Source organism: Microbacterium sp. CH12i (assembly GCF_000685355.1).
In the GTDB taxonomy this organism is placed as follows: Bacteria; Actinomycetota; Actinomycetes; order Actinomycetales; family Microbacteriaceae; genus Microbacterium.
In genome coordinates, this window is sequence record NZ_JHET01000001.1 from 231194 (window position 1) to 252616 (window position 21423).

The window sequence follows — 21423 nt, forward strand, 5'->3', positions numbered from 1 at the left end:
TCACGGAAAGAGAGATTGATGACCACCGCACTCGCAGCGAACGAGACCGCCCTCCTAGGCAACGTCCCCACCGGTCTCTTCATCGGAGGGAAATGGGCGGACGCCACCGGGGGACGCACTTTCGATGTGCACGACCCGGCAACGAATGCTGTGCTCGCCTCGATCGCCGACGCGACACCGGAAGACGGCATCCGGGCGCTCGATGCGGCAGTCGAGGCGCAGGTGAGCTGGGCGGCGACCGCTCCACGTGAGCGCAGCGACATCCTTCGGCGTGCGTTCGACCTGGTGCAGGAGCACAAGGAAGATCTCGCGCTTCTGATGACGCTCGAGATGGGCAAGCCCCTCGCCGAAGCACGCGGAGAGGTCGTCTACGGCGGTGAGTTTCTGCGGTGGTTCAGCGAGGAAGCGGTGCGGATCTCGGGCCGCTACGGTAGCAACCCTGAAGGCACCGGGCAGATGATCGTCTCGCAGCGTCCGGTAGGGCCGTCCTTCTTCATCACGCCGTGGAACTTCCCGTTTGCGATGGCGACGCGCAAGATCGCGCCAGCGCTGGCCGCCGGATGCACTGTTGTCATCAAGCCACCGGCCCTCACACCGCTCACCACAATGTTCTTTGTGTCGCTGCTCGAGAAAGCGGGGCTCCCGGCGGGCGTCGTGAACGTGGTGCAGACCTCATCGTCATCGAAGCTGTCTGCCCCGATCATCGCCGACCCACGGCTGCGCAAGCTTTCGTTCACCGGCTCGACCGAGGTCGGTCGCAAGCTCATCGCGCAGGCCGCCGAGGGCGTGTTGCGTGTCTCGATGGAGCTCGGTGGAAATGCACCGTTCGTGGTGTTCGAGGACGCAGACCTGGACAAAGCGGTCGAAGGTGCGATGGCGGCGAAGTTCCGCAACATCGGCCAGGCCTGCACAGCCGCGAACCGCTTCATCGTGCACGCCGCGGTGGCTGAGGACTTCGCTGATCGCGTCGCTGCGCGAGTCAGGGACATGAAGGTCGGTCGCGGCACAGAAGACGGTGTCACGATCGGTCCGCTCATCGATGCGGATGCCGTGGCCAAAGCTCGTGAGCTCGTCGGCGATGCGGTCGAGCGGGGCGCGACTGTACTCGCAGGCGGCAACGCTATCGACGGCGTCGGCACCTTCTTCGAGCCGACCGTGATCACCGATGTGGCCAAGGGCAGTGACATCCTCCGCGAGGAGATCTTCGGCCCTGTGCTCGCGATCGCGACTTTCGACACCGAGGAGGAGGCCGTGCGTCTGGCGAATGACACCGAGTACGGGCTGGTCTCCTACGTCTTCACGGAAGACCTCGCGCGCGGTCACCGCATGATCGATGCGCTCGAGACCGGGATGATGGGGCTCAACGTGGGAGTCGTCTCCAATGCCGCCGCTCCGTTCGGCGGCGTCAAGCAGTCCGGCGTCGGACGAGAGGGCGGGCTTGAGGGCATCCATGAGTACCTGTCCACGAAGTACACCCTGATTCCGAACGCCTGAGAGGACGATCATGACTGACTACGCCGTCGTCAACCCGGCCACGGGGGAGACCCTCACCGCGTACGACACCTTCAACGACCAACAGATCGAGGATGCCGTTGCCGCGGCCGATACCGCGCACCGTAATTGGTCGCGATCCTCGACGGTGGCCGAGCGATCCGCTCTGCTGCGGCGTGCTGCAGAACTTCACCGCGAACGTCGCGAAGAGCTCGCCGACATCTTCGTCAGGGAGATGGGCAAGCCTCGGGAGGCGGCGCTCGGCGAAGTGGACTTCGCCGCCGATATCGCCGAATACTACGCCGACCAGGCCGAGACGATCATGGCTGACCAGCCGATCGCGATCCTCGGTGAGGGTTCGGGGGTCATCCGTCGCGACTCTCTCGGTCCGCTGCTCGGCATCATGCCGTGGAACTTCCCCGCGTACCAGATTGTGCGTTTTGCTGCCCCGAACCTTATCGTCGGCAATACCATCCTGCTGAAGCCTGCTCCCCAGTGCCCCGAGTCTTCGAGCGCGATTGAGGCGATCTATCGGGATGCTGGTTTCCCTGAGGGTGCGTACGTCAGCGTCCTCGCGACGAATGATCAGATCGCCGGCATCATCGCCGACCGACGCGTGCAGGGGATCTCGCTCACCGGATCAGAGCGCGCGGGTGCTGCCGTCGCGGAGATCGCCGGACGCAACCTGAAAAAGGTCGCCCTCGAGCTCGGCGGGTCAGACCCGTTCATCGTGCTGTCCAGCGATGATCTGGATGCCACGGTGCAAGCGGGCGTCGACGCGCGACTCGACAACAACGGCCAAGCCTGCAACGGTGCGAAGCGCTTCATCATCGTTGATGCGCTCTACGACGAGTTTGCCGCGAAGTTCACCGCGGCGATGGCGGCGGTCACGGCAACCGATCCGACGCTGTCGGACACGGTCCTCGGGCCGGTGGCATCCGTGGCTGCGGCCGAACATCTGCAGGAGCAGATCGACGGCGCTGTGAAGCAGGGCGCAACGCTGCTCACCGGCGGCACTCGAGAAGGCGCGTTCTTCGCACCCACCGTGCTTGCGGATGTGACGGCCGAGATGGACGTGTACCGCGAAGAACTGTTCGGCCCTGCGGCGGTGCTGTACCGGGTCGCCGATGAGGAGGCCGCAATCGCGCTGGCGAACGACACACCCTACGGTTTGGGTTCCTATGTGTTCACCACGGATGCCGACCAGGCGGAGCGGGTCGCCGACCGGATCGAGGCAGGCATGGTCTATGTGAACCTGGTGCTGGCAGACAGCCCAGAGCTGCCGTTCGGCGGGGTGAAGCGCAGCGGAACCTCTCGCGAGTTGGGTCTGCTCGCGGCAGAGGAGTTCGTGAACAAGAAGCTCATCCGCATCGGCTGAACTTCCCGTCGCTACCGTTGACACCTCGCTCTGCGGGGTGCGCCCGAGTAGCCTGAAGCCATGGTCACTGTCGCCGAGAACATCGTCAGCACACTTCGCGCCAACAAGATTGATCGGGTCTACGGCCTTCCGGGGGATTCGCTCAACGGCTTCACCGATGCTCTCCGCCGAGACGGCACAATTCGGTGGCTGCACGTGCGCCACGAAGAGTCGGCGGCATTTGCAGCGGCGGCGGATGCCGCGATCACCGGAGAGCTCGCAGTCGTCGCAGGATCGTGTGGCCCCGGCAACCTGCACCTCATCAACGGGCTGTTCGACGCGAACCGCTCACGTGTGCCGGTGCTCGCGATCGCCGCGCACATCCCGACGCAGGAAATCGGTTCCGGATACTTCCAGGAGACTCATCCGCAGGAGCTGTTTCGAGAGTGCAGTGTCTATGTCGAGTACGTCGCCGATCCGGTGCAGATGCCACGCGTCCTTGAGATCGCGATGCGTGCGGCGATTGAAGAGCGCGGGGTCGCCGTCATTGTGATCCCCGGCGACGTCGCCCTCGCAGATGTGCCGGTCGACCGCGCCACTGTGATCGAGCGCACCCATCCCGTGATCGTCCCCAGCGGCGCGGAGCTCGAGAAAGCCGCACAACTGCTGAACGCGGCGAAGAAGGTTACGATCCTCGCTGGCGCGGGGGTCGCAGATGCGCACGATGAGGTGGTCGCCCTCGCCGATCGCCTCGGAGCCCCCATCGTCCACGCCCTCCGCGGCAAGGAGTTCATCGAGCACGATAATCCCTTCGACGTCGGGATGACCGGGTTGCTCGGCTTCGCGTCGGGCTACCGTGCGATGGATTCGGCTGACGCAGTGCTCATGCTGGGTACAGATTTCCCGTACACGCAGTTCTATCCCGACGGCGCCGTCACCATTCAGGTCGACATCCGCGGATCCCAGCTTGGCAAACGGCATCCGCTCGATCTCGGCCTCGTCGGCGACGTGAAGGCGACCGCAGAAGCACTGTTGCCGCGCCTCGCCGTCAGGAGCGACCGCTCGCACCTCGACGATGCAGTCGCGCACTACCGCAAGACTCGAGCCAAGCTTGATGAGCTCGCAGTTCCGACGAAGGGCAAGAAACCGATTCACCCGCAGTACCTTGCGCGCCTGATCGACGAGGCGGCGACGGATGACGTGATCTTCACAGCCGATGTGGGGTCACCGACGGTGTGGGCGGCGCGCTATTTCACCATGAATGGCCGACGGCGTCTGATCGGCTCGTTCAACCATGGCTCAATGGCGAACGCGCTCATGCACGGGATTGGCGCGCAGACCGCGCAGCCGGACCGTCAGGTTGTGGCTCTGGCGGGCGATGGGGGACTGGCGATGATGCTGGGTGAGCTCATCACCCTCACTCAGAACCGCCTGCCGGTGAAAACCTTTGTGATCAACAACTCTTCTCTCAACTTCGTTGAGTTGGAGATGAAGGCCGCGGGCTTGGTTACCTATGCCACAGACCTCGAGAACCCGAACTTCGCGGCCGTCGCCGAGGCGCTCGGAATCTTTGCGCGGCGGGTGGAGCGCAGTGAGGATTTGCCGGATGCTGTCCGCGAAGTTCTCGCCCACGATGGGCCAGCGTTGCTCGATGTGGTGACCGAGCGACAGGAACTCTCGATGCCGCCAGCGATCACCGCAGAGCAGGTGAAGGGCTTTGCCCTCTATGCGATGCGCACGGTCATGTCTGGTCGTGGGGATGAGCTGCTTGATCTTGCCAAAGCGAATTGGCGTCAGCTGTTCTGAGTGGGGGAGGGGCGGGTTCGGTTCGCCGCCCCGCGCAGCATGCCCTACACTAGAGGAGCAGTTGTCTGCATTCTTTTCCCATGCCTCGGGTAGGGAAGCGTGCAGATCGAGAGGCTCTAGAGTCTCTAGGGCGGTAGCTCAATTGGCAGAGCAGCGGTCTCCAAAACCGCAGGTTGCAGGTTCGATTCCTGTCCGCCCTGCGCGTCAGCGCAACGCTGACACACGAAAGGTACATTCAGGATGGATCAGGACGAACCGCGCGGCGATATCGTCGCGTCAGGCGGCGCCGCCAGTGTAAAGAAGCTTGGCTTCTTCGGCCGGCTCGCGCTGTTCTTCCGTCAGGTCATCGGCGAACTTCGCAAGGTTGTCACGCCCACGCGTAAAGAACTGTTCAAGTTCACGGGGGTTGTGTTGGTTTTTGTGGCGATCGTGATGGCGCTGGTCTACGGTCTGGATACCGCCTTCTCGTGGCTGACAGCTCAGGTCTTCGGGGTGCCGCAGTAAGCGTCATCCTCGCGGTTCCGACCGCAATGATTGGAAAGAAATAACGTGTCTGAACGATATTCCGACGACGCCGACTGGGCGACCGCAGCGGAGCAGTCCAGCGAGGACGACGAAGCTCAAGAGGGCAACACGCTTGCCGCCGAAGAGCAGTCGGTCGCGCCTGCTGAGCACGTCGCCGTGCACATTGAGGGCGACGCCGACGACGAGAACAACGAAGGCACGGAAGACATCGAAATCGACGACCCGGAGGCCGACGCGATCGTGAACGACGCTCTCAACCTTGACGAAACGGCAGAGACCGAAGCTGCCGCTGAGGTTCTCACCGACTCCGCAGCAGAAGAATCCGCAGACCGCGACGCGGCTGCCGCCGAAGAAGTGGCGCCGTACGACGGCCCCGACCTTGGTGGCGATGAGGATGCTCCGGCAGGAGACGCCGAAGACGCTGTTGACGAAGATGCCGAAGAAGACCCGTACGAGGCCTTCCGCGCGGATCTGCGCATGCTTCCCGGTAAGTGGTACGTCCTGCACTCCTACGCCGGCTTCGAGCGCAAGGTGAAGGCCAACATCGAGCAGCGCAAGTCGACGCTTGAGGTTGAGGACGACATCTACCAGATCGAGGTCCCGATGGAGGACGTCGTCGAGATCAAGAACGGTCAGCGCAAGATGGTCACGCGCGTCCGTATCCCCGGTTACGTGCTCGTGCGCATGGAACTCAACGAAGACACCTGGTCTGTTGTCCGCCACACTCCTGGCGTCACGGGCTTCGTGGGCAACGCCCACAACCCGACCCCGTTGCGCTTCGAGGAGGCCTTCAACATGTTGAAGGCGCTCGTCGAGGTGAAGGACATCCCGACCGCGAAGAACGTCCAGTCGAAGGGCGGCATGGCCGTTGCCCGCTCGATTCCGGCCGAGGTCGACTTCGAGGTTGGCGAGACCATCACGATCAAGGAAGGCTCGTTCGCGGGTCTGCCCGGATCAATCAGCGAGATCAAGCCGGAGAGCGGAAAGCTCACTGTGCTCGTCTCACTGTTCGAGCGTGAGACTCCTGTCGAGCTCTCGTTCGACCAGGTCACCAAGATGAATTGACGCCCTACGGCGTCTCATAAGCACCGCAGTCCGGAATCGCCGGATTCGCGGGAGAGCGGATGCAATCGGCATCCGTTCGATGAAAGGAAAAGGAAATGGCACCCAAGAAGAAGGTGACCGGCCTGATCAAACTCCAGATCAACGCTGGTGCCGCTAACCCGGCCCCGCCGATCGGCCCCGCGCTCGGTCAGCACGGCGTGAACATCATGGAGTTCTGCAAGGCCTACAACGCCGCGACCGAGTCGCAGCGCGGCAACGTCATCCCCGTGGAAATCACCGTCTACGAGGACCGCAGCTTCACGTTCGTCCTCAAGACGCCACCGGCTGCAGAGCTCATCAAGAAGGCCGCCGGTGTGCAGAAGGCTTCGGCCACGCCGCACACTGTCAAGGTCGGCAAGATCACGAAGGACCAGGTCCGTCAGATCGCCGAGACCAAGCAGGCTGACTTGAACGCGAACGACATCGACGCCGCGTCGAAGATCATCGCCGGCACTGCCCGTTCCATGGGCATCACGGTCGAGGGCTGAGGAGAATAATCATGACTAAGTCCAAGGCTTACAAGGCTGCTGTCGACAAGATCGAGGCAGACCGTTTCTACACTCCGACCGAGGCTGTTGCGCTCGCGAAGGAGACCGGCTCGGCGAAGTTTGACTCGACCGTTGAGGTCGCGCTCAAGCTCGCTGTTGATCCGCGTAAGGCAGACCAGATGGTGCGCGGCACCGTCATGCTCCCGCACGGCACGGGCAAGACCGCCCGCGTCATCGTGTTCGCAACCGGCCCCGCGGCCGAAGCAGCGATCGCAGCCGGAGCAGATGAGGTCGGCGGCGCCGAGCTCATCGAGAAGGTCGCCGCTGGCTGGACCGACTTCGACTCTGCAGTCTCCACACCTGAGCTCATGGGCCAGGTCGGACGACTGGGTAAGGTTCTTGGCCCTCGTGGCCTCATGCCGAACCCGAAGACCGGTACCGTGACTCCGAACCCGGCCAAGGCCGTTGAGGAGATCAAGGGCGGAAAGATCGAGTTCCGTGTCGACAAGCACGCGAACGTGCACTTCATCGTCGGCAAGGCCTCGTTCACCGCTGAGCAGCTCAACGAGAACATCGGCACAGCGCTCGAGGAGATCGTTCGCCTCAAGCCGTCGAGCGCCAAGGGTCGCTACATCCAGAAGGGTGCAGTGTCGACCACGTTCGGCCCCGGCATCCCGCTGGACGTCAACGCAATCTGACGCTTTCCTACGCCGAAAGGGTCTCTGCCACTGCGGCAGAGACCCTTTCGGCGTCTCTGCGAGAGGTCAGATCGAGTGCGACACGCCAGGGATTCAGCCCCGATTTGCCCGCCCCCTGAATCCCGCGTAAGTTATTACTTGTTCGCCCCACAGGGAAGCGGAAAGGCCGGAAGGCCTCACCCCCCTCAAGCGGAGAACCACTCCCGAAACTCTCATTTGAGAGTTGCTTCCCACTTGAGAGTCATCTCACTTGAGATACTTAGTCGCTTGCGGCTAAGATGGGAGATCTACCTCTTCTGCTGCTTTCAACGGCTGCACTGCAGATCTTAGATCAGCTCAGTGCGTCGATTTGACAAAGCAGATGAGGCAGGTAAGATTGAGAAGTTGCCCTTCGGGCCTGACTGTGATGGTTGGGTCGTGGGAGCGTCCGATCCTTGAGAACTCAACAGCGTGCACTTGTCAAATGCCAAATTATCCTCGTCCATTGACCTTTTGGGTTGGTGGTTGAGAATTCCTTTGGATCAAAGACCAGCCCTTCCGGGGGTTGGCATTTTAAATGAAGTCAGTTTGATTCATTTCTTTGGTCAGTTCAAACTCGCTGCTCACACCTTTTTCCGGTGTGTTCAGTTTTTTTCTTTTACGGAGAGTTTGATCCTGGCTCAGGATGAACGCTGGCGGCGTGCTTAACACATGCAAGTCGAACGGTGAACTAGGAGCTTGCTCTTGGGGATCAGTGGCGAACGGGTGAGTAACACGTGAGCAACCTGCCCCTGACTCTGGGATAAGCGCTGGAAACGGCGTCTAATACTGGATACGAACAGCGACCGCATGGTCAGTTGTTGGAAAGATTATTGGTTGGGGATGGCTCGCGGCCTATCAGCTTGTTGGTGAGGTAATGGCTCACCAAGGCGTCGACGGGTAGCCGGCCTGAGAGGGTGACCGGCCACACTGGGACTGAGACACGGCCCAGACTCCTACGGGAGGCAGCAGTGGGGAATATTGCACAATGGGCGCAAGCCTGATGCAGCAACGCCGCGTGAGGGATGACGGCCTTCGGGTTGTAAACCTCTTTTAGCAGGGAAGAAGCGAAAGTGACGGTACCTGCAGAAAAAGCACCGGCTAACTACGTGCCAGCAGCCGCGGTAATACGTAGGGTGCAAGCGTTATCCGGAATTATTGGGCGTAAAGAGCTCGTAGGCGGTTTGTCGCGTCTGCTGTGAAATCTGGGGGCTCAACCCCCAGCCTGCAGTGGGTACGGGCAGACTAGAGTGCGGTAGGGGAGATTGGAATTCCTGGTGTAGCGGTGGAATGCGCAGATATCAGGAGGAACACCAATGGCGAAGGCAGATCTCTGGGCCGTAACTGACGCTGAGGAGCGAAAGGGTGGGGAGCAAACAGGCTTAGATACCCTGGTAGTCCACCCCGTAAACGTTGGGAACTAGTTGTGGGGTCCATTCCACGGATTCCGTGACGCAGCTAACGCATTAAGTTCCCCGCCTGGGGAGTACGGCCGCAAGGCTAAAACTCAAAGGAATTGACGGGGACCCGCACAAGCGGCGGAGCATGCGGATTAATTCGATGCAACGCGAAGAACCTTACCAAGGCTTGACATATACGAGAACGGGCCAGAAATGGTCAACTCTTTGGACACTCGTAAACAGGTGGTGCATGGTTGTCGTCAGCTCGTGTCGTGAGATGTTGGGTTAAGTCCCGCAACGAGCGCAACCCTCGTTCTATGTTGCCAGCACGTAATGGTGGGAACTCATGGGATACTGCCGGGGTCAACTCGGAGGAAGGTGGGGATGACGTCAAATCATCATGCCCCTTATGTCTTGGGCTTCACGCATGCTACAATGGCCGGTACAATGGGCTGCAATACCGTGAGGTGGAGCGAATCCCAAAAAGCCGGTCCCAGTTCGGATTGAGGTCTGCAACTCGACCTCATGAAGTCGGAGTCGCTAGTAATCGCAGATCAGCAACGCTGCGGTGAATACGTTCCCGGGTCTTGTACACACCGCCCGTCAAGTCATGAAAGTCGGTAACACCTGAAGCCGGTGGCCTAACCCCTCGGGGAGGGAGCTGTCGAAGGTGGGATTGGTAATTAGGACTAAGTCGTAACAAGGTAGCCGTACCGGAAGGTGCGGCTGGATCACCTCCTTTCTAAGGAGCAACTGGCAGCTTCGGCTGTCCAGACCCCAGATCGAGAACATACGTTTCTCGCTGGGAGCTCATGGGTGGAACATTAGACAAGATGCTGGAGGAAGGTTTCCTCTCTTAGTACATCGCCTTTGGGTGATCGGAACGGGGGTGGGAGTTGGGTGCCGGCATATGCACGCTGTTGGGTCCTGAGGGACCGGAACCGATCGTTGTCCTTTTGGGGGCGGGGGTTGTGACTGGTTTTCTGGACCTTTTGCTGTTTCTGACCGTTGGTTGGGGATGGTTTAAGGTACCGCCCGTACTTTGAGAACTACACAGTGGACGCGAGCATCTTGCAGCTGATCTTCGGATCGGTTGCACAAGATGATCTTAAAGATCATTAGTCAATTTCAGATACACACCTTTCGGGGTGTGTGTCGAGTTTTGATTCAAACTCATGTATCAAGTCTTTTAAGAGCAAACGGTGAATGCCTTGGCATCTGGAGCCGAAGAAGGACGTAGCAATCTGCGATAAGCCTCGGGGAACTGATAAGCAAGTTTTGATCCGAGGGTGTCCGAATGGGGAAACCCCGCTGGGCGGCGTGCCGACCTAGTGACTCCCGCCTGAATATATAGGGCGGGTAGAGGGAACGTGGGGAAGTGAAACATCTCAGTACCCACAGGAAGAGAAAGCAACCGCGATTCCGTTAGTAGTGGCGAGCGAAACCGGATCAGGCTAAACCGAGTGTGTGTGATATCCGGCAGGAGTTGCATATTCGGGGTTGTGGGACTTTTCAGTCATCTCTGCCGAGATGGCGGTGTTACAGAAGCGTATAGACGAACGGTCTTGAAAGGCCGGTCATAGAGGGTGCCAACCCCGTAGTCGAAATGCGTGTTCTGGCGCGAAGAGTATCCCAAGTAGCACGGGGCCCGAGAAATCCCGTGTGAATCTGTCAGGACCACCTGATAAGCCTAAATACTTCCAGATGACCGATAGCGGACAAGTACCGTGAGGGAAAGGTGAAAAGTACCCCGGGAGGGGAGTGAAATAGTACCTGAAACCGTTTGCTTACAAACCGTTGGAGCCTCCTTAGTAGGGGTGACAGCGTGCCTTTTGAAGAATGAGCCTGCGAGTTAGCGATATGTGGCGAGGTTAACCCGTGTGGGGTAGCCGTAGCGAAAGCGAGTCTGAATAGGGCGATTCAGTCGCATGTCCTAGACCCGAAGCGAAGTGATCTATCCATGGCCAGGTTGAAGCGTGTGTAAGAGCACGTGGAGGACCGAACCCACTTAGGTTGAAAACTGAGGGGATGAGCTGTGGATAGGGGTGAAAGGCCAATCAAACTTCGTGATAGCTGGTTCTCTCCGAAATGCATTTAGGTGCAGCGTTGCGTGTTTCTTGCCGGAGGTAGAGCTACTGGATGGCCGATGGGCCCTACAAGGTTACTGACGTCAGCCAAACTCCGAATGCCGGTAAGTGAGAGCGCAGCAGTGAGACTGTGGGGGATAAGCTTCATAGTCGAGAGGGAAACAACCCAGACCACCATCTAAGGTCCCTAAGCGCGTGCTAAGTGGGAAGGATGTGGAGTTGCTTTGACAACCAGGAGGTTGGCTTAGAAGCAGCCACCCTTGAAAGAGTGCGTAATAGCTCACTGGTCAAGTGATTCCGCGCCGACAATGTAACGGGGCTCAAGCACGCCACCGAAGTTGTGGCATTGATATTATTGGTAGGCCTTCGTGGTCCAGCCGTATTGATGGGTAGGAGAGCGTCGTGTGGCCAGCGAAGCGGCGGTGTGAACCAGCCGTGGAGGCTACACGAGTGAGAATGCAGGCATGAGTAGCGAAAGACGTGTGAGAAACACGTCCTCCGAAAGACCAAGGGTTCCAGGGTCAAGCTAATCTTCCCTGGGTAAGTCGGGACCTAAGGCGAGGCCGACAGGCGTAGTCGATGGACAACGGGTTGATATTCCCGTACCGGCGAAGAACCGCCCAAGCTAATCCAGTGGTGCTAAGTATCTGAATCCTCATGACCGGATCCCTTCGGGGTGATGGGGTGAGGCCTAGCGTACGACCCCATGCTGGTGCGGTTAGCGTATTAACAGGTGTGACGCAGGAAGGTAGTCCATGCCAGGCGATGGTAGTCCTGGTGCAAGTGCGTAGGCCGAACGGTAGGCAAATCCGCCGTTCACATAGGCTGAGACACGATGCGGATAAAAAGTGGATGATCCTATGCTGCCAAGAAAAGCATCGACGCGAGGTTCTAGCCGCCCGTACCCCAAACCGACTCAGGTGGTCAGGTAGAGAATACCAAGGAGATCGAGAGAATCGTGGTTAAGGAACTCGGCAAAATGCCCCCGTAACTTCGGGAGAAGGGGGGCCTTCGGCGTATAGGGATTTACTCCCAAAAGCGTTTGGAGGCCGCAGAGACTAGTGGGTAGCGACTGTTTACTAAAAACACAGGTCCGTGCCAAGTCGCAAGACGATGTATACGGACTGACGCCTGCCCGGTGCTGGAAGGTTAAGAGGACCGGTTAGCCGTAAGGCGAAGCTGAGAATTTAAGCCCCAGTAAACGGCGGTGGTAACTATAACCATCCTAAGGTAGCGAAATTCCTTGTCGGGTAAGTTCCGACCTGCACGAATGGCGTAACGACTTCCCAACTGTCTCAACCGCGAACTCGGCGAAATTGCATTACGAGTAAAGATGCTCGTTACGCGCAGCAGGACGGAAAGACCCCGTGACCTTTACTATAGCTTTGTATTGGTGTTCGGTGTGGCTTGTGTAGGATAGGTGGGAGACTGTGAAACCGTGACGCCAGTTATGGTGGAGTCATTGTTGAAATACCACTCTGGTCATATTGGATATCTAACTTCGAACCGTAATCCGGTTCAGGGACAGTGCATGGTGGGTAGTTTAACTGGGGCGGTTGCCTCCCAAAAAGTAACGGAGGCGCCCAAAGGTTCCCTCAACCTGGTTGGTAATCAGGTGTCGAGTGTAAGTGCACAAGGGAGCTTGACTGTGAGACTGACAGGTCGAGCAGGGACGAAAGTCGGGACTAGTGATCCGGCAGTGGCTTGTGGAAGCGCTGTCGCTCAACGGATAAAAGGTACCTCGGGGATAACAGGCTGATCTTGCCCAAGAGTCCATATCGACGGCATGGTTTGGCACCTCGATGTCGGCTCGTCGCATCCTGGGGCTGGAGTAGGTCCCAAGGGTTGGGCTGTTCGCCCATTAAAGCGGTACGCGAGCTGGGTTTAGAACGTCGTGAGACAGTTCGGTCCCTATCCGCTGCGCGCGCAGGAAATTTGAGAGGATCTGACCCTAGTACGAGAGGACCGGGTTGGACGAACCTCTGGTGTGTCAGTTGTTCCGCCAGGAGCACCGCTGATTAGCTACGTTCGGGATGGATAACCGCTGAAAGCATCTAAGCGGGAAGCCGGCCTCAAGATGAGATTTCCATACCCCTTGTGGGTGAGAGGCTCCCAGCCAGACTACTGGGTTGATAGGCCAGATGTGGAAGCACGGTAACGTGTGTAGCTGACTGGTACTAATAAGCCGATGACTTGATAACACACCAATGTTTGTTGGTGCTACGCGTCCACTGAGTGGTTCTCGATGTACGGTCGAGAACCCTAAAACGACACACTTGCACGTGTTTTGTGCGTGTTTGTGTGTTCCTTTAGGTTTGATTGAAACATCAATAGTGTTTCGGCGGCCATAGCGTGAGGGAAACGCCCGGTTACATTCCGAACCCGGAAGCTAAGCCTCATAGCGCCGATGGTACTGCAGGGGGGACCCTGTGGGAGAGTAGGACACCGCCGGACTTCTTCGTTGAAATGGCCACCCAAAGCTGGGTGGCCATTTTGCGTTTTACGGGAAGTTGAGAGAATCAGGAACATGCCAAACGAGGATGAGCGTCGCCCGCGACGCGAAGATAACTCCAGTGCCCGCCGTGACGATCGTCAGGGCCGGCCGCCGCGCACTGATCGCCCCGCTTCCTCTGATCGTTCTGGCGCGCCGCGCCGTGATGGAGCTGCGCCGCGCCGTGACGGTGGCGCTCCTCGTCGTGATGGAGGCGCTCCGCGCCGTGATGGTGCGGCCCCGCGCCGCGACACCGGCGCGAATCGTGGATTCCCGCAGCGCGCCGGCACCGGTCGCGACCGACCGGACCGGATGTCGGACGACCGTCCCCGGCACAATGACCCTGAGATTCCTGAGGAGATCACTCCTCAGGATCTGCACACCTCCGCGCGCAACGAGCTGAAGACACTCAGCAAAGAGAACGCCGATGAAGTAGCCCGCCACCTCGCGATGGCGGCGAAGCTCATCGATGAAGATCCTGCGCTCGCGCATCAGCACGCACTTGCCGCCTCGCGCCGGGCCGGCCGTATCGCGATTGTGCGCGAGACGCTCGGCATCACCGCTTATGCGACCGGAGACTTCGCTCTCGCTCTGCGTGAAATGCGCACGTACCGCCGCATCTCTGGCAAGGACGATCAGATCGCACTGATGGTTGACAGCGAACGCGGAATCGGCCGCCCTGACCGCGCGCTCGAGACAGGACGGGCTGCAGACCGCTCAGCACTGCCCACTCCCGTGCGTGTTGCCCTGGCGATCGCCATGTCTGGGGCTCGCCTTGATCTTGGCGAGACAGAGCTTGCGCTCGGCGAGCTCGAGATTCCTGAGCTTGACCCCGATCGCGCCTTCGAATGGAGCCCCGCGCTCTTCTCGCGCGGGCAGCCGTGCTCGAAGATCTTGGCCGTGACGAAGAGGCTGCTTTCTGGACGGCCCGTGCAGAAGTGGCATCCGACGCCCTGGGTCTTAACAACGATGACGACGAGATCGTCATCGAAGACGGACTCATCGAGGGTGAGGAGCCTGAGTGGGACTGTTTTCGAAGCCACGCCCGACGCCCCTTGATGGCGTTGACGTCGTTCTCGCTGACCTCGACGGCGTTGTCTACGCTGGCCCCGGAGCGCTGCCCTATGCCGTGGATAGCCTCAACCTCGTCGCCGAGAGGCGACGTGTCGGATACATCACGAACAATGCGTCGCGCACTGACGTGTCAGTCGCTGAGCACCTCACCTCGCTCGGTCTGACCGTTGCTCCCCACGAGGTCGTCACCAGCCCACAGGCGGCGATGCGTCTGCTGACCTCTATGGTGCCGCCGCCTGCGAAGCTGCTCATTGTTGGCGGTGAGGGGCTCGTTGTCGAGGCAGAGAAGGCTGGCTACACGGTCACTCGCAGTGCCGAAGACGCTCCGGATGCTGTTGTGCAGGGGTTTGCCCCCGAAGTCGCCTGGACCGATCTGGCCGAAGCCGCATTCGCTCTCCAGCTCCCCGAAGACGAGGGTGGCATCCCCTGGATTGCCACCAACAGCGACTGGACCATTCCGCGCGAGCGCGGTGTCGCACCCGGCAACGGAACGCTCGTGTCTGCTGTGCATACCGCGGTCGGGCGCCTCGCGACTGTTGCGGGCAAGCCGGAGACGCCGATCTTTGAAGAGGCGATCGCACGATTTGGTGCGAGTAAAACGCTGTTCATCGGGGACCGTCTTGACACCGACATCATGGGCGCTGCGCGCGTCGGCATCGATTCCGTGCTGGTTTTTACCGGCATTGATCGTCCGAAGCACGTGCTTGCTGCTCCCGAGGGGTCACGCCCGACATTCATTCTCAGCGATCTTCGAGAGCTGCACGAGCCCTATCCGCAGACGCAGCGCAAGGATGGTGTCGTCACGGTCAACGGTGCATCCGTCCGTGTTGTCGGGGGAGACGTAGAGATCCTCGCCGAAGGTAGCCGCCATATCGATCTGGTGCGCGCGGGTGCGACGGCGATCTGGGACTCTGGGACGCCGGTCTTTGTATTGCGCGTGCCGGAGAAGCTCTACGAGGATCCGTTCCACCGGCCGTGAGTGTGCCTCGCCGCGCTGTCTGCCCTGCGTCGTAGAGTGGAACATGTGAGCGATGAGACGATGGCGACGCCGACCGATGGTCTGTGGAGTCGGTTGCGCCTGATCGAGGGGCAACCCCTGGCCGCACGAGCCGATGCCTACTCAACACTGCACGACGAACTTTTCCGCCGACTCGAGAGCGGCACCAGAGCCGACTCCCGTGAGAAGAACCTGTCAGGAGATCGGTGACCCGCCTCGATGCCACCCTCGCTGCGCGAGGTCTGGCGCGCTCGCGTAGCCATGCATCCACTCTGATCGCAGCCGGACTTGTCAGTGTCGACGGACGCCAGATCATCAAAGCCTCCGCCGCAGTCAGCGACGACGCCGTGATCACACTCGCGGAGAGCGACCACTACGTCAGCCGCGGTGCGCAGAAACTCGTTGCCGCGCTCGATGACTTCGGCGTCGTCGTCGAAGGGCGTCTTGCTCTCGACCTGGGTGCGTCTACTGGCGGATTCACCCAGGTGCTCCGTGAGCGTGGCGCACGAAAAGTGCTCGCTGTTGATGTCGGGCACGACCAGCTGGCGCCTTCTGTCGCCGCGGATCCGGGCGTGGTCAGCGTCGAGGGCTTCAACGCGCGTTACATGACGCGCGAGAACCTGGCAGAAGCTACCGGCGAGCAGTCGCTGCCCGACCTGATCGTCGGCGACCTGTCATTCATCTCGCTTGAGCTGATTCTTCCTGCGGTCGCTGCTGTCGCGGCATCCGACGCCGATATCGTGCTGCTTGTGAAACCGCAGTTCGAGGTCGGACGCACAGCCGTTCGCGGCGGTCTTGTCACCGACCCCGCCACGCGCGCGGATGCCGTGGCGCGAGTGGTCTGGAGCGGGTGGGACGCTGGATTCGGCATGCTCGGCATCATCGCGTCACCGATTCTCGGCACCCATGGCAATGCGGAGTTCCTCGTCCACCTGGCACCCGGCCGGGGGAGCAATCCGACAGAATGGACGGAACGGATCAACGAGCTGGCGGGAGGACGATGAACGAGCGCAACATCCTGGTTGTCGCCCACGCGGGCCGGGACGATACGGTCGCTGCCGCCCGCCACATCATCACACTGCTGCGTAATGCTGGCGCGAGGCCAGTGTTGTCGCCCGAAGATCGCGCAGAACTTTCTGCCGTCGACAGCGATTTCAGCGGCGTCGACACACTAGGGGATGTCATCCCCGTCGATGAACTAGAGCTTGCCATTGTGCTCGGCGGCGACGGGACGATCCTGCGCGCGGCCGAACTCGTCCGGGCCGGTAGCGCACCGGTTCTCGGAATCAACATGGGCCACGTCGGCTTCCTCGCCGAAATCGAACGCGACGCGATGGACGATGCCGTTCACCGCGTCATCGCGCGCGACTACGACGTCGAAGAGCGACTCGCGCTCTCTGTACGAGTGAAAGATTCCGCGGGCGACGTCGTCTTTGATACCTGGGCCCTGAACGAAGCCACCGTCGAAAAGGCAAGCCGCGAGCGGATGATCGAGGTCGTCGTAGAGATCGACGGGCGTCCGCTATCGAGCTACGGCTGCGACGGCATGGTCATCTCGACACCTACCGGATCGACCGCATACAACTTCTCTGCCGGGGGACCGGTGATCTGGCCGAGCGTCGAAGCGATCGCCGTGATCCCGCTATCAGCGCACGCGCTGTTCGCTCGCCCGCTCGTTGTCAGTCCCGATGCCTCCGTCGCGATCGAGATGCTCGAGCGCACGACGGGCACCGGCATCCTCTGGTGTGATGGGCGACGTTCGCACGATCTCCCGCCCGGTGCGCGCGTTGTCGTGCAGCGCTCTTCGCGTCCGGTGCGGCTCGCACGACTGCACCCCACCGCCTTCACCGACCGTCTGGTACGCAAGTTCCAGCTGCCGGTGGCGGGCTGGCGCGGACAGGTCGAAGGGCTGCCTGCGTGATCGAAGAGATGCGGATGCAGGGCCTCGGCGTCATCGCGGATGCTGTGTTGCCGCTCGGCCCAGGGTTCACCGCGATCACCGGCGAGACCGGCGCAGGGAAAACCATGGTCGTCACCGGGCTCGGTCTGCTGCTCGGTCAGCGTGCTGACTCCGGCGCGTGCGCGCCGGAGTCGCTCAGGCCTCTGTCGCAGGCGTCTGGATCGTGCCGGGTAAAGGTCCGGTGGCAGACATCGTTTCGGATGCTGGGGGAGACCTCGAGCCGATCGATGACGAACACGGCGAGCTGTACGTCTCACGCACGCTCAGTGCGGAAGGCCGCAGCCGCGCGAGCGTCGGTGGACGCGCAGCCCCGGCAGGCGTGCTCTCTGCCCTTGCAGACCAGCTTGTCGTCGTGCACGGCCAGTCCGAGCAGCTGCGGCTTCGCTCCACGGCTGCGCAGCGGGACGCGCTCGATCGCTTCGGGGGCGAGCAGATATCCGTGGCGCTGTCCGCATATTCCGCGGCCTTCGCTCGCTGGCGGGAACTGGATGCCGAGATCACCGAGATCACCCAGAACCACGATCGTCGAGCCGAAGAAGCAGGCCGCCTCCGTGAGGCGCTCGCGCTGATCGAGGCGACCGCACCGGAGACCGGAGAAGACGCCGCGCTTGCAGAGCGCGCCGAACGGCTATCGAACGCCGAGGAGCTGCGGAGTGCGGCATCCCTCGCACGCGGCGCCCTTTCGAGCGAAGAAGGCGAACCCGACGCATCCGCGCTCGTGGCCGAGGCACGCCGAGCCCTGGAACGCGCCGCGGACCCCGCGCTCGCTGAGATTTCAGAGGGGATGGCTGATGTCGGGTACCGCATCACTGACCTCGCAGTCCAACTCTCCGCCTACCTTGCCGACCTCGATGAGACCGGGCCGCACGAACTCGCCGCCGTCGAAGAGCGACGTGCTGCACTTACGACGCTGATCCGTGCGCACGGATCGCTCGACGAGGCGCTCGAGCTCTGGCAGACCGGCTCTGCGCGCCTAGCTGAGCTCGATGACGACGGCGACAGGCTCGATCGGCTGCACGAAGAGCGCGACAGTGCGCGGGTATCGGTCGACGACCGAGCGGCGGTGCTGACAGCCGCTCGCACAGAGGCCGCTGGCCGGCTCGGAACCGCGGTCACCGAAGAGCTGCGTGCCTTGGCCATGCCCGATGCTCGTCTTGAAGTAGCGGTCCGCGCGGGGGGCGAGAGCACCCACGGCCGCGACGATGTGGCGATCTTGCTCGCGCCGCACCCTGGCGCCGAGCCGCGCTCGGTCGCGAAGAGCGCATCGGGCGGAGAGCTCTCGCGCGTCATGCTCGCGATCGAGGTCGTGATTGCCAGCACCGACCCGGTACCGACCTTTGTGTTCGATGAGGTGGATGCCGGAATCGGCGGTGCCGCAGCGATCGAGGTAGGCCGGCGACTCGCCCGACTTGCAGAGACGTCTCAGGTCATCGCGGTCACGCATCTCGCGCAGGTCGCGGCCTTCGCTTCGAATCATCTTTCTGTCGTGAAGGCCAATGATGGCGCTGTCACGGCTTCAAGTGTCCGGCGTCTGGAAGGAACGGAACGGGAAGCGGAGATGGCGCGGCTGCTGTCCGGGCTCACCGATTCTGACGCTGCACTCACCCACGCCCGAGAACTTCTCAGCCTTGCGGTCTGAGCGAACTGTTAGGATTTAAGCCCGTGATGAACTCTTCTGATGCGGGGCCCAAAAACGACACGACCAAGCACATCTTTGTGACCGGTGGTGTCGTTTCGTCTTTGGGTAAAGGCTTGACTGCTGCGAGCCTTGGGAACCTTCTTACCGCGCGCGGTTTGCGCGTCGTGATGCAGAAGCTCGACCCCTACCTGAACGTCGATCCTGGCACGATGAACCCCTTCCAGCACGGTGAGGTTTTCGTCACCGACGATGGTGCAGAGACCGATCTCGACATCGGCCACTACGAGCGCTTCCTCGACATCAACCTCTCTGAGGCTGCCAATGTCACTACCGGCCAGATCTACTCGCAGGTCATCGCGCGCGAGCGCCGTGGCGAGTACCTCGGCGACACCGTGCAGGTCATCCCGCACATCACCGATGAGATCAAGCGCCGCATGCGCCTGCAGGCTACCGAAGAGCCGCGGCCAGACGTCATCATCACCGAGGTCGGTGGCACGGTCGGCGATATCGAGTCGCAGCCGTTCCTTGAGTCTGCCCGCCAGCTTCGTCACGAGCTCGGTCGCGACAGCGTGTTCTTCGTGCATGTCTCGCTCGTGCCGTTCATGGGTGCATCCGGTGAGCAGAAGACCAAGCCCACCCAGCACTCCGTCGCAGCTCTTCGCCAGGTCGGTATCCAGCCGGACGCGCTTGTGCTGCGCAGCGATCGTCCGGTCAGCGAGAGCAACCGCAACAAGATCGCGCTGATGTGCGACGTCGATGTCGAAGCGGTCATCAACACTGTCGACCTGCCGAGCATCTACGACATCCCGTCCACGCTCAACGAGCAGGGACTCGACTCGTACATCGTGCGTCGTCTTGGTCTCGGTGACAAAGCTGCCCCTGAGGTCGACTGGACCCGTTGGCAGAAGGTGCTGGAGGCCGTGCACAACCCCAAGCACGAGGTCACCATCGGGCTGGTCGGCAAGTACATCGACCTTCCGGATGCGTACCTCTCGGTCACCGAGGCGCTGCGCGCCGGTGGCTTCGCACAAGAGACGCACGTCAACATCCGCTGGGTTCCCTCCGACTCCTGCGAGACGCCAGAAGGCGCAGCCAAAGCGTTGTCCGACGTTGACGGGATCTGCGTGCCCGGCGGGTTCGGCATCCGCGGCATCGAGGGCAAGCTCGGCGCGCTGAAGTTCGCCAGAGAACAGGGCATCCCGACCCTCGGTCTCTGCCTCGGCCTGCAGTGCATGGTCATCGAGTACGCGCGCGATGTCGCCGGCATCGAGGGTGCGTCCTCCACCGAGTTCGACCCGGAGACGGCCGAGCCCGTCATCGCCACGATGGCTGAGCAGGTTGAGATCCTCGAGGGCGGCGACCTCGGTGGCACCATGCGCCTCGGTCTCTACCAGGCCGCGCTCGGCGAGGGCACACTCGCCCGTGAGCTGTACGGCTCGGCGGAAGCGTCTGAGCGCCACCGTCACCGTTACGAGGTCAACAACGCCTACCGTGGACGACTTTCGGATGCGGGCCTCGTCTTCTCCGGCCTCAACCCCGAGCTTGACCTCGTCGAATACGTCGAGCTGCCGCGTGACGTGCACCCGTACTACATCGCCACCCAGGCGCACCCCGAGCTGCGCTCGCGCCCAACCGCCCCGCACCCGCTGTTCCGCGGTCTGATCGGCGCAGCGATCGAGCGGCACCGCTCCAGCGAGCTGTTCGACGTGTCAGATGATGCCTGAGACACTTCGCGACGAAGAGCTGAACCCGGAGATCATCTCGAGCGAGGTCGTCTTTGACGGGGCGGTCTGGGACGTACGCTCCGACCGGTTCCGCTACGGCGACTCTGAGATCACTCGTCACTACGTCGATCACACCGGTGCGGTGGCGATCGTCGCGATTGATGAAAACGACCGTGTTCTGCTGATTCAGCAGTACCGGCACCCGATTCGAAGCCGCGATTGGGAACTGCCTGCGGGGCTCCTCGACATCGAGGGGGAGGAGCCGTTGCTCGCCGCCCAGCGTGAGTTGGCCGAGGAGACCGATCTCATCGCCGCGGATTGGAAGCCACTGCTTTCCACGTTCACGACACCCGGCGGCAGCAACGAGATCGTGCACTTCTTCCTCGCCACGGGGTTGTCGGATGCTCCCGACACGCATGCCCGCACCGAAGAAGAGGCTGACATTCGGGTCGAATGGGTGCCGCTGGCGGACGCCGTGACGGCTGTCCTCGACGGACGGATGCGCAACGCCCTGCTCGCGAATGGTGTCCTCGCCGCATCGCTGAGGCGCGCTGAGAGGTAACG

The 21423-nt window shown here is 61.4% G+C and carries 14 protein-coding genes, 1 tRNA gene, 3 rRNA genes and 1 pseudogene; all 19 read left to right on the forward strand.

The annotated features are described in order from the left end of the window. Window positions 1-18 precede the first annotated feature (18 nt). The 19 genes and pseudogenes from DC31_RS01290 to DC31_RS01380 all read left to right on the forward strand — a co-directional run bounded on the left by DC31_RS01290 (window position 19) and on the right by DC31_RS01380 (window position 21421). A complete protein-coding gene (locus DC31_RS01290) occupies window positions 19-1494 on the forward strand; it encodes an NAD-dependent succinate-semialdehyde dehydrogenase (RefSeq protein ID WP_036276029.1) in 1476 nt (491 codons plus the stop codon). A 10-nt stretch (window positions 1495-1504) separates the two neighbouring features. Further along, the gene (locus DC31_RS01295; protein ID WP_036276031.1) at window positions 1505-2869 is read left to right on the forward strand and encodes an NAD-dependent succinate-semialdehyde dehydrogenase; all 1365 of its coding nucleotides are present in this window, start codon (window positions 1505-1507) and stop codon (window positions 2867-2869) included. A 60-nt stretch (window positions 2870-2929) separates the two neighbouring features. Next, entirely contained in the window at window positions 2930-4654 is a 1725-nt protein-coding gene (gene poxB / locus DC31_RS01300) for a ubiquinone-dependent pyruvate dehydrogenase (RefSeq protein WP_036276033.1), read from the forward strand. Window positions 4655-4781: 127 nt separating this feature from the next. Next, window positions 4782-4854: transfer RNA gene (locus tag DC31_RS01305), tRNA-Trp, on the forward strand. A 40-nt stretch (window positions 4855-4894) separates the two neighbouring features. Continuing rightward, window positions 4895-5158, forward strand: a complete 264-nt coding sequence (secE, locus tag DC31_RS01310; RefSeq protein ID WP_036276034.1) for a preprotein translocase subunit SecE — start codon at window positions 4895-4897, stop codon at window positions 5156-5158. Between the two features lie 45 nt (window positions 5159-5203). Next, window positions 5204-6244 (forward strand): transcription termination/antitermination protein NusG, encoded by a 1041-nt coding sequence (gene nusG / locus DC31_RS01315; RefSeq protein WP_036276037.1) that lies wholly within the window; start codon window positions 5204-5206, stop codon window positions 6242-6244. Window positions 6245-6339: 95 nt separating this feature from the next. After that, entirely contained in the window at window positions 6340-6771 is a 432-nt protein-coding gene (gene rplK / locus DC31_RS01320) for a 50S ribosomal protein L11 (RefSeq protein WP_036276040.1), read from the forward strand. 8 nt (window positions 6772-6779) lie between these two features. After that, complete coding sequence (gene rplA, locus DC31_RS01325) at window positions 6780-7469, forward strand: 50S ribosomal protein L1 (protein WP_152545304.1); 690 nt, start codon at window positions 6780-6782, stop codon at window positions 7467-7469. A gap of 636 nt (window positions 7470-8105) precedes the next feature. After that, window positions 8106-9629 (forward strand): 16S ribosomal RNA (locus DC31_RS01330). A gap of 436 nt (window positions 9630-10065) precedes the next feature. Next, window positions 10066-13175 (forward strand): 23S ribosomal RNA (locus DC31_RS01335). Between the two features lie 136 nt (window positions 13176-13311). Beyond that, window positions 13312-13428 (forward strand): 5S ribosomal RNA (gene rrf, locus DC31_RS01340). The 16S, 23S and 5S rRNA genes sit together here, the layout of an rRNA operon. 73 nt (window positions 13429-13501) lie before the next feature. Continuing rightward, on the forward strand, window positions 13502-14524 hold the full coding sequence (locus tag DC31_RS18915) for a hypothetical protein (protein WP_235201255.1): 1023 nt from the start codon (window positions 13502-13504) through the stop codon (window positions 14522-14524). Next, window positions 14487-15518, forward strand: a complete 1032-nt coding sequence (locus tag DC31_RS01350) for an HAD-IIA family hydrolase (RefSeq protein WP_036276044.1) — start codon at window positions 14487-14489, stop codon at window positions 15516-15518. Before DC31_RS18915 ends, DC31_RS01350 begins: the two co-directional genes overlap by 38 nt. A gap of 45 nt (window positions 15519-15563) precedes the next feature. Next, complete coding sequence (locus DC31_RS01355; RefSeq protein WP_036276047.1) at window positions 15564-15746, forward strand: hypothetical protein; 183 nt, start codon at window positions 15564-15566, stop codon at window positions 15744-15746. After that, window positions 15743-16540 carry a TlyA family RNA methyltransferase gene (locus DC31_RS01360; RefSeq protein ID WP_036276049.1) on the forward strand — a complete coding sequence of 266 codons (798 nt, stop codon included), beginning with the start codon at window positions 15743-15745 and terminating at the stop codon, window positions 16538-16540. Before DC31_RS01355 ends, DC31_RS01360 begins: the two co-directional genes overlap by 4 nt. Next, window positions 16537-17457, forward strand: a complete 921-nt coding sequence (locus DC31_RS01365) for an NAD kinase (protein WP_036276052.1) — start codon at window positions 16537-16539, stop codon at window positions 17455-17457. The genes DC31_RS01360 and DC31_RS01365 overlap by 4 nt, the downstream gene beginning before the upstream one ends. Continuing rightward, window positions 17454-19135 (forward strand): annotated as a pseudogene (recN, locus tag DC31_RS01370) (DNA repair protein RecN). The gene DC31_RS01365 and the pseudogene recN overlap by 4 nt, the downstream one beginning before the upstream one ends. Before the next feature lie 26 nt (window positions 19136-19161). Continuing rightward, window positions 19162-20859, forward strand: a complete 1698-nt coding sequence (locus DC31_RS01375) for a CTP synthase (RefSeq protein WP_036276054.1) — start codon at window positions 19162-19164, stop codon at window positions 20857-20859. After that, window positions 20849-21421, forward strand: coding sequence for an NUDIX domain-containing protein (locus DC31_RS01380; RefSeq protein WP_036276056.1), 573 nt, complete (start codon window positions 20849-20851; stop codon window positions 21419-21421). The genes DC31_RS01375 and DC31_RS01380 overlap by 11 nt, the downstream gene beginning before the upstream one ends. The last annotated feature ends 2 nt before the right edge of the window (window positions 21422-21423 follow it).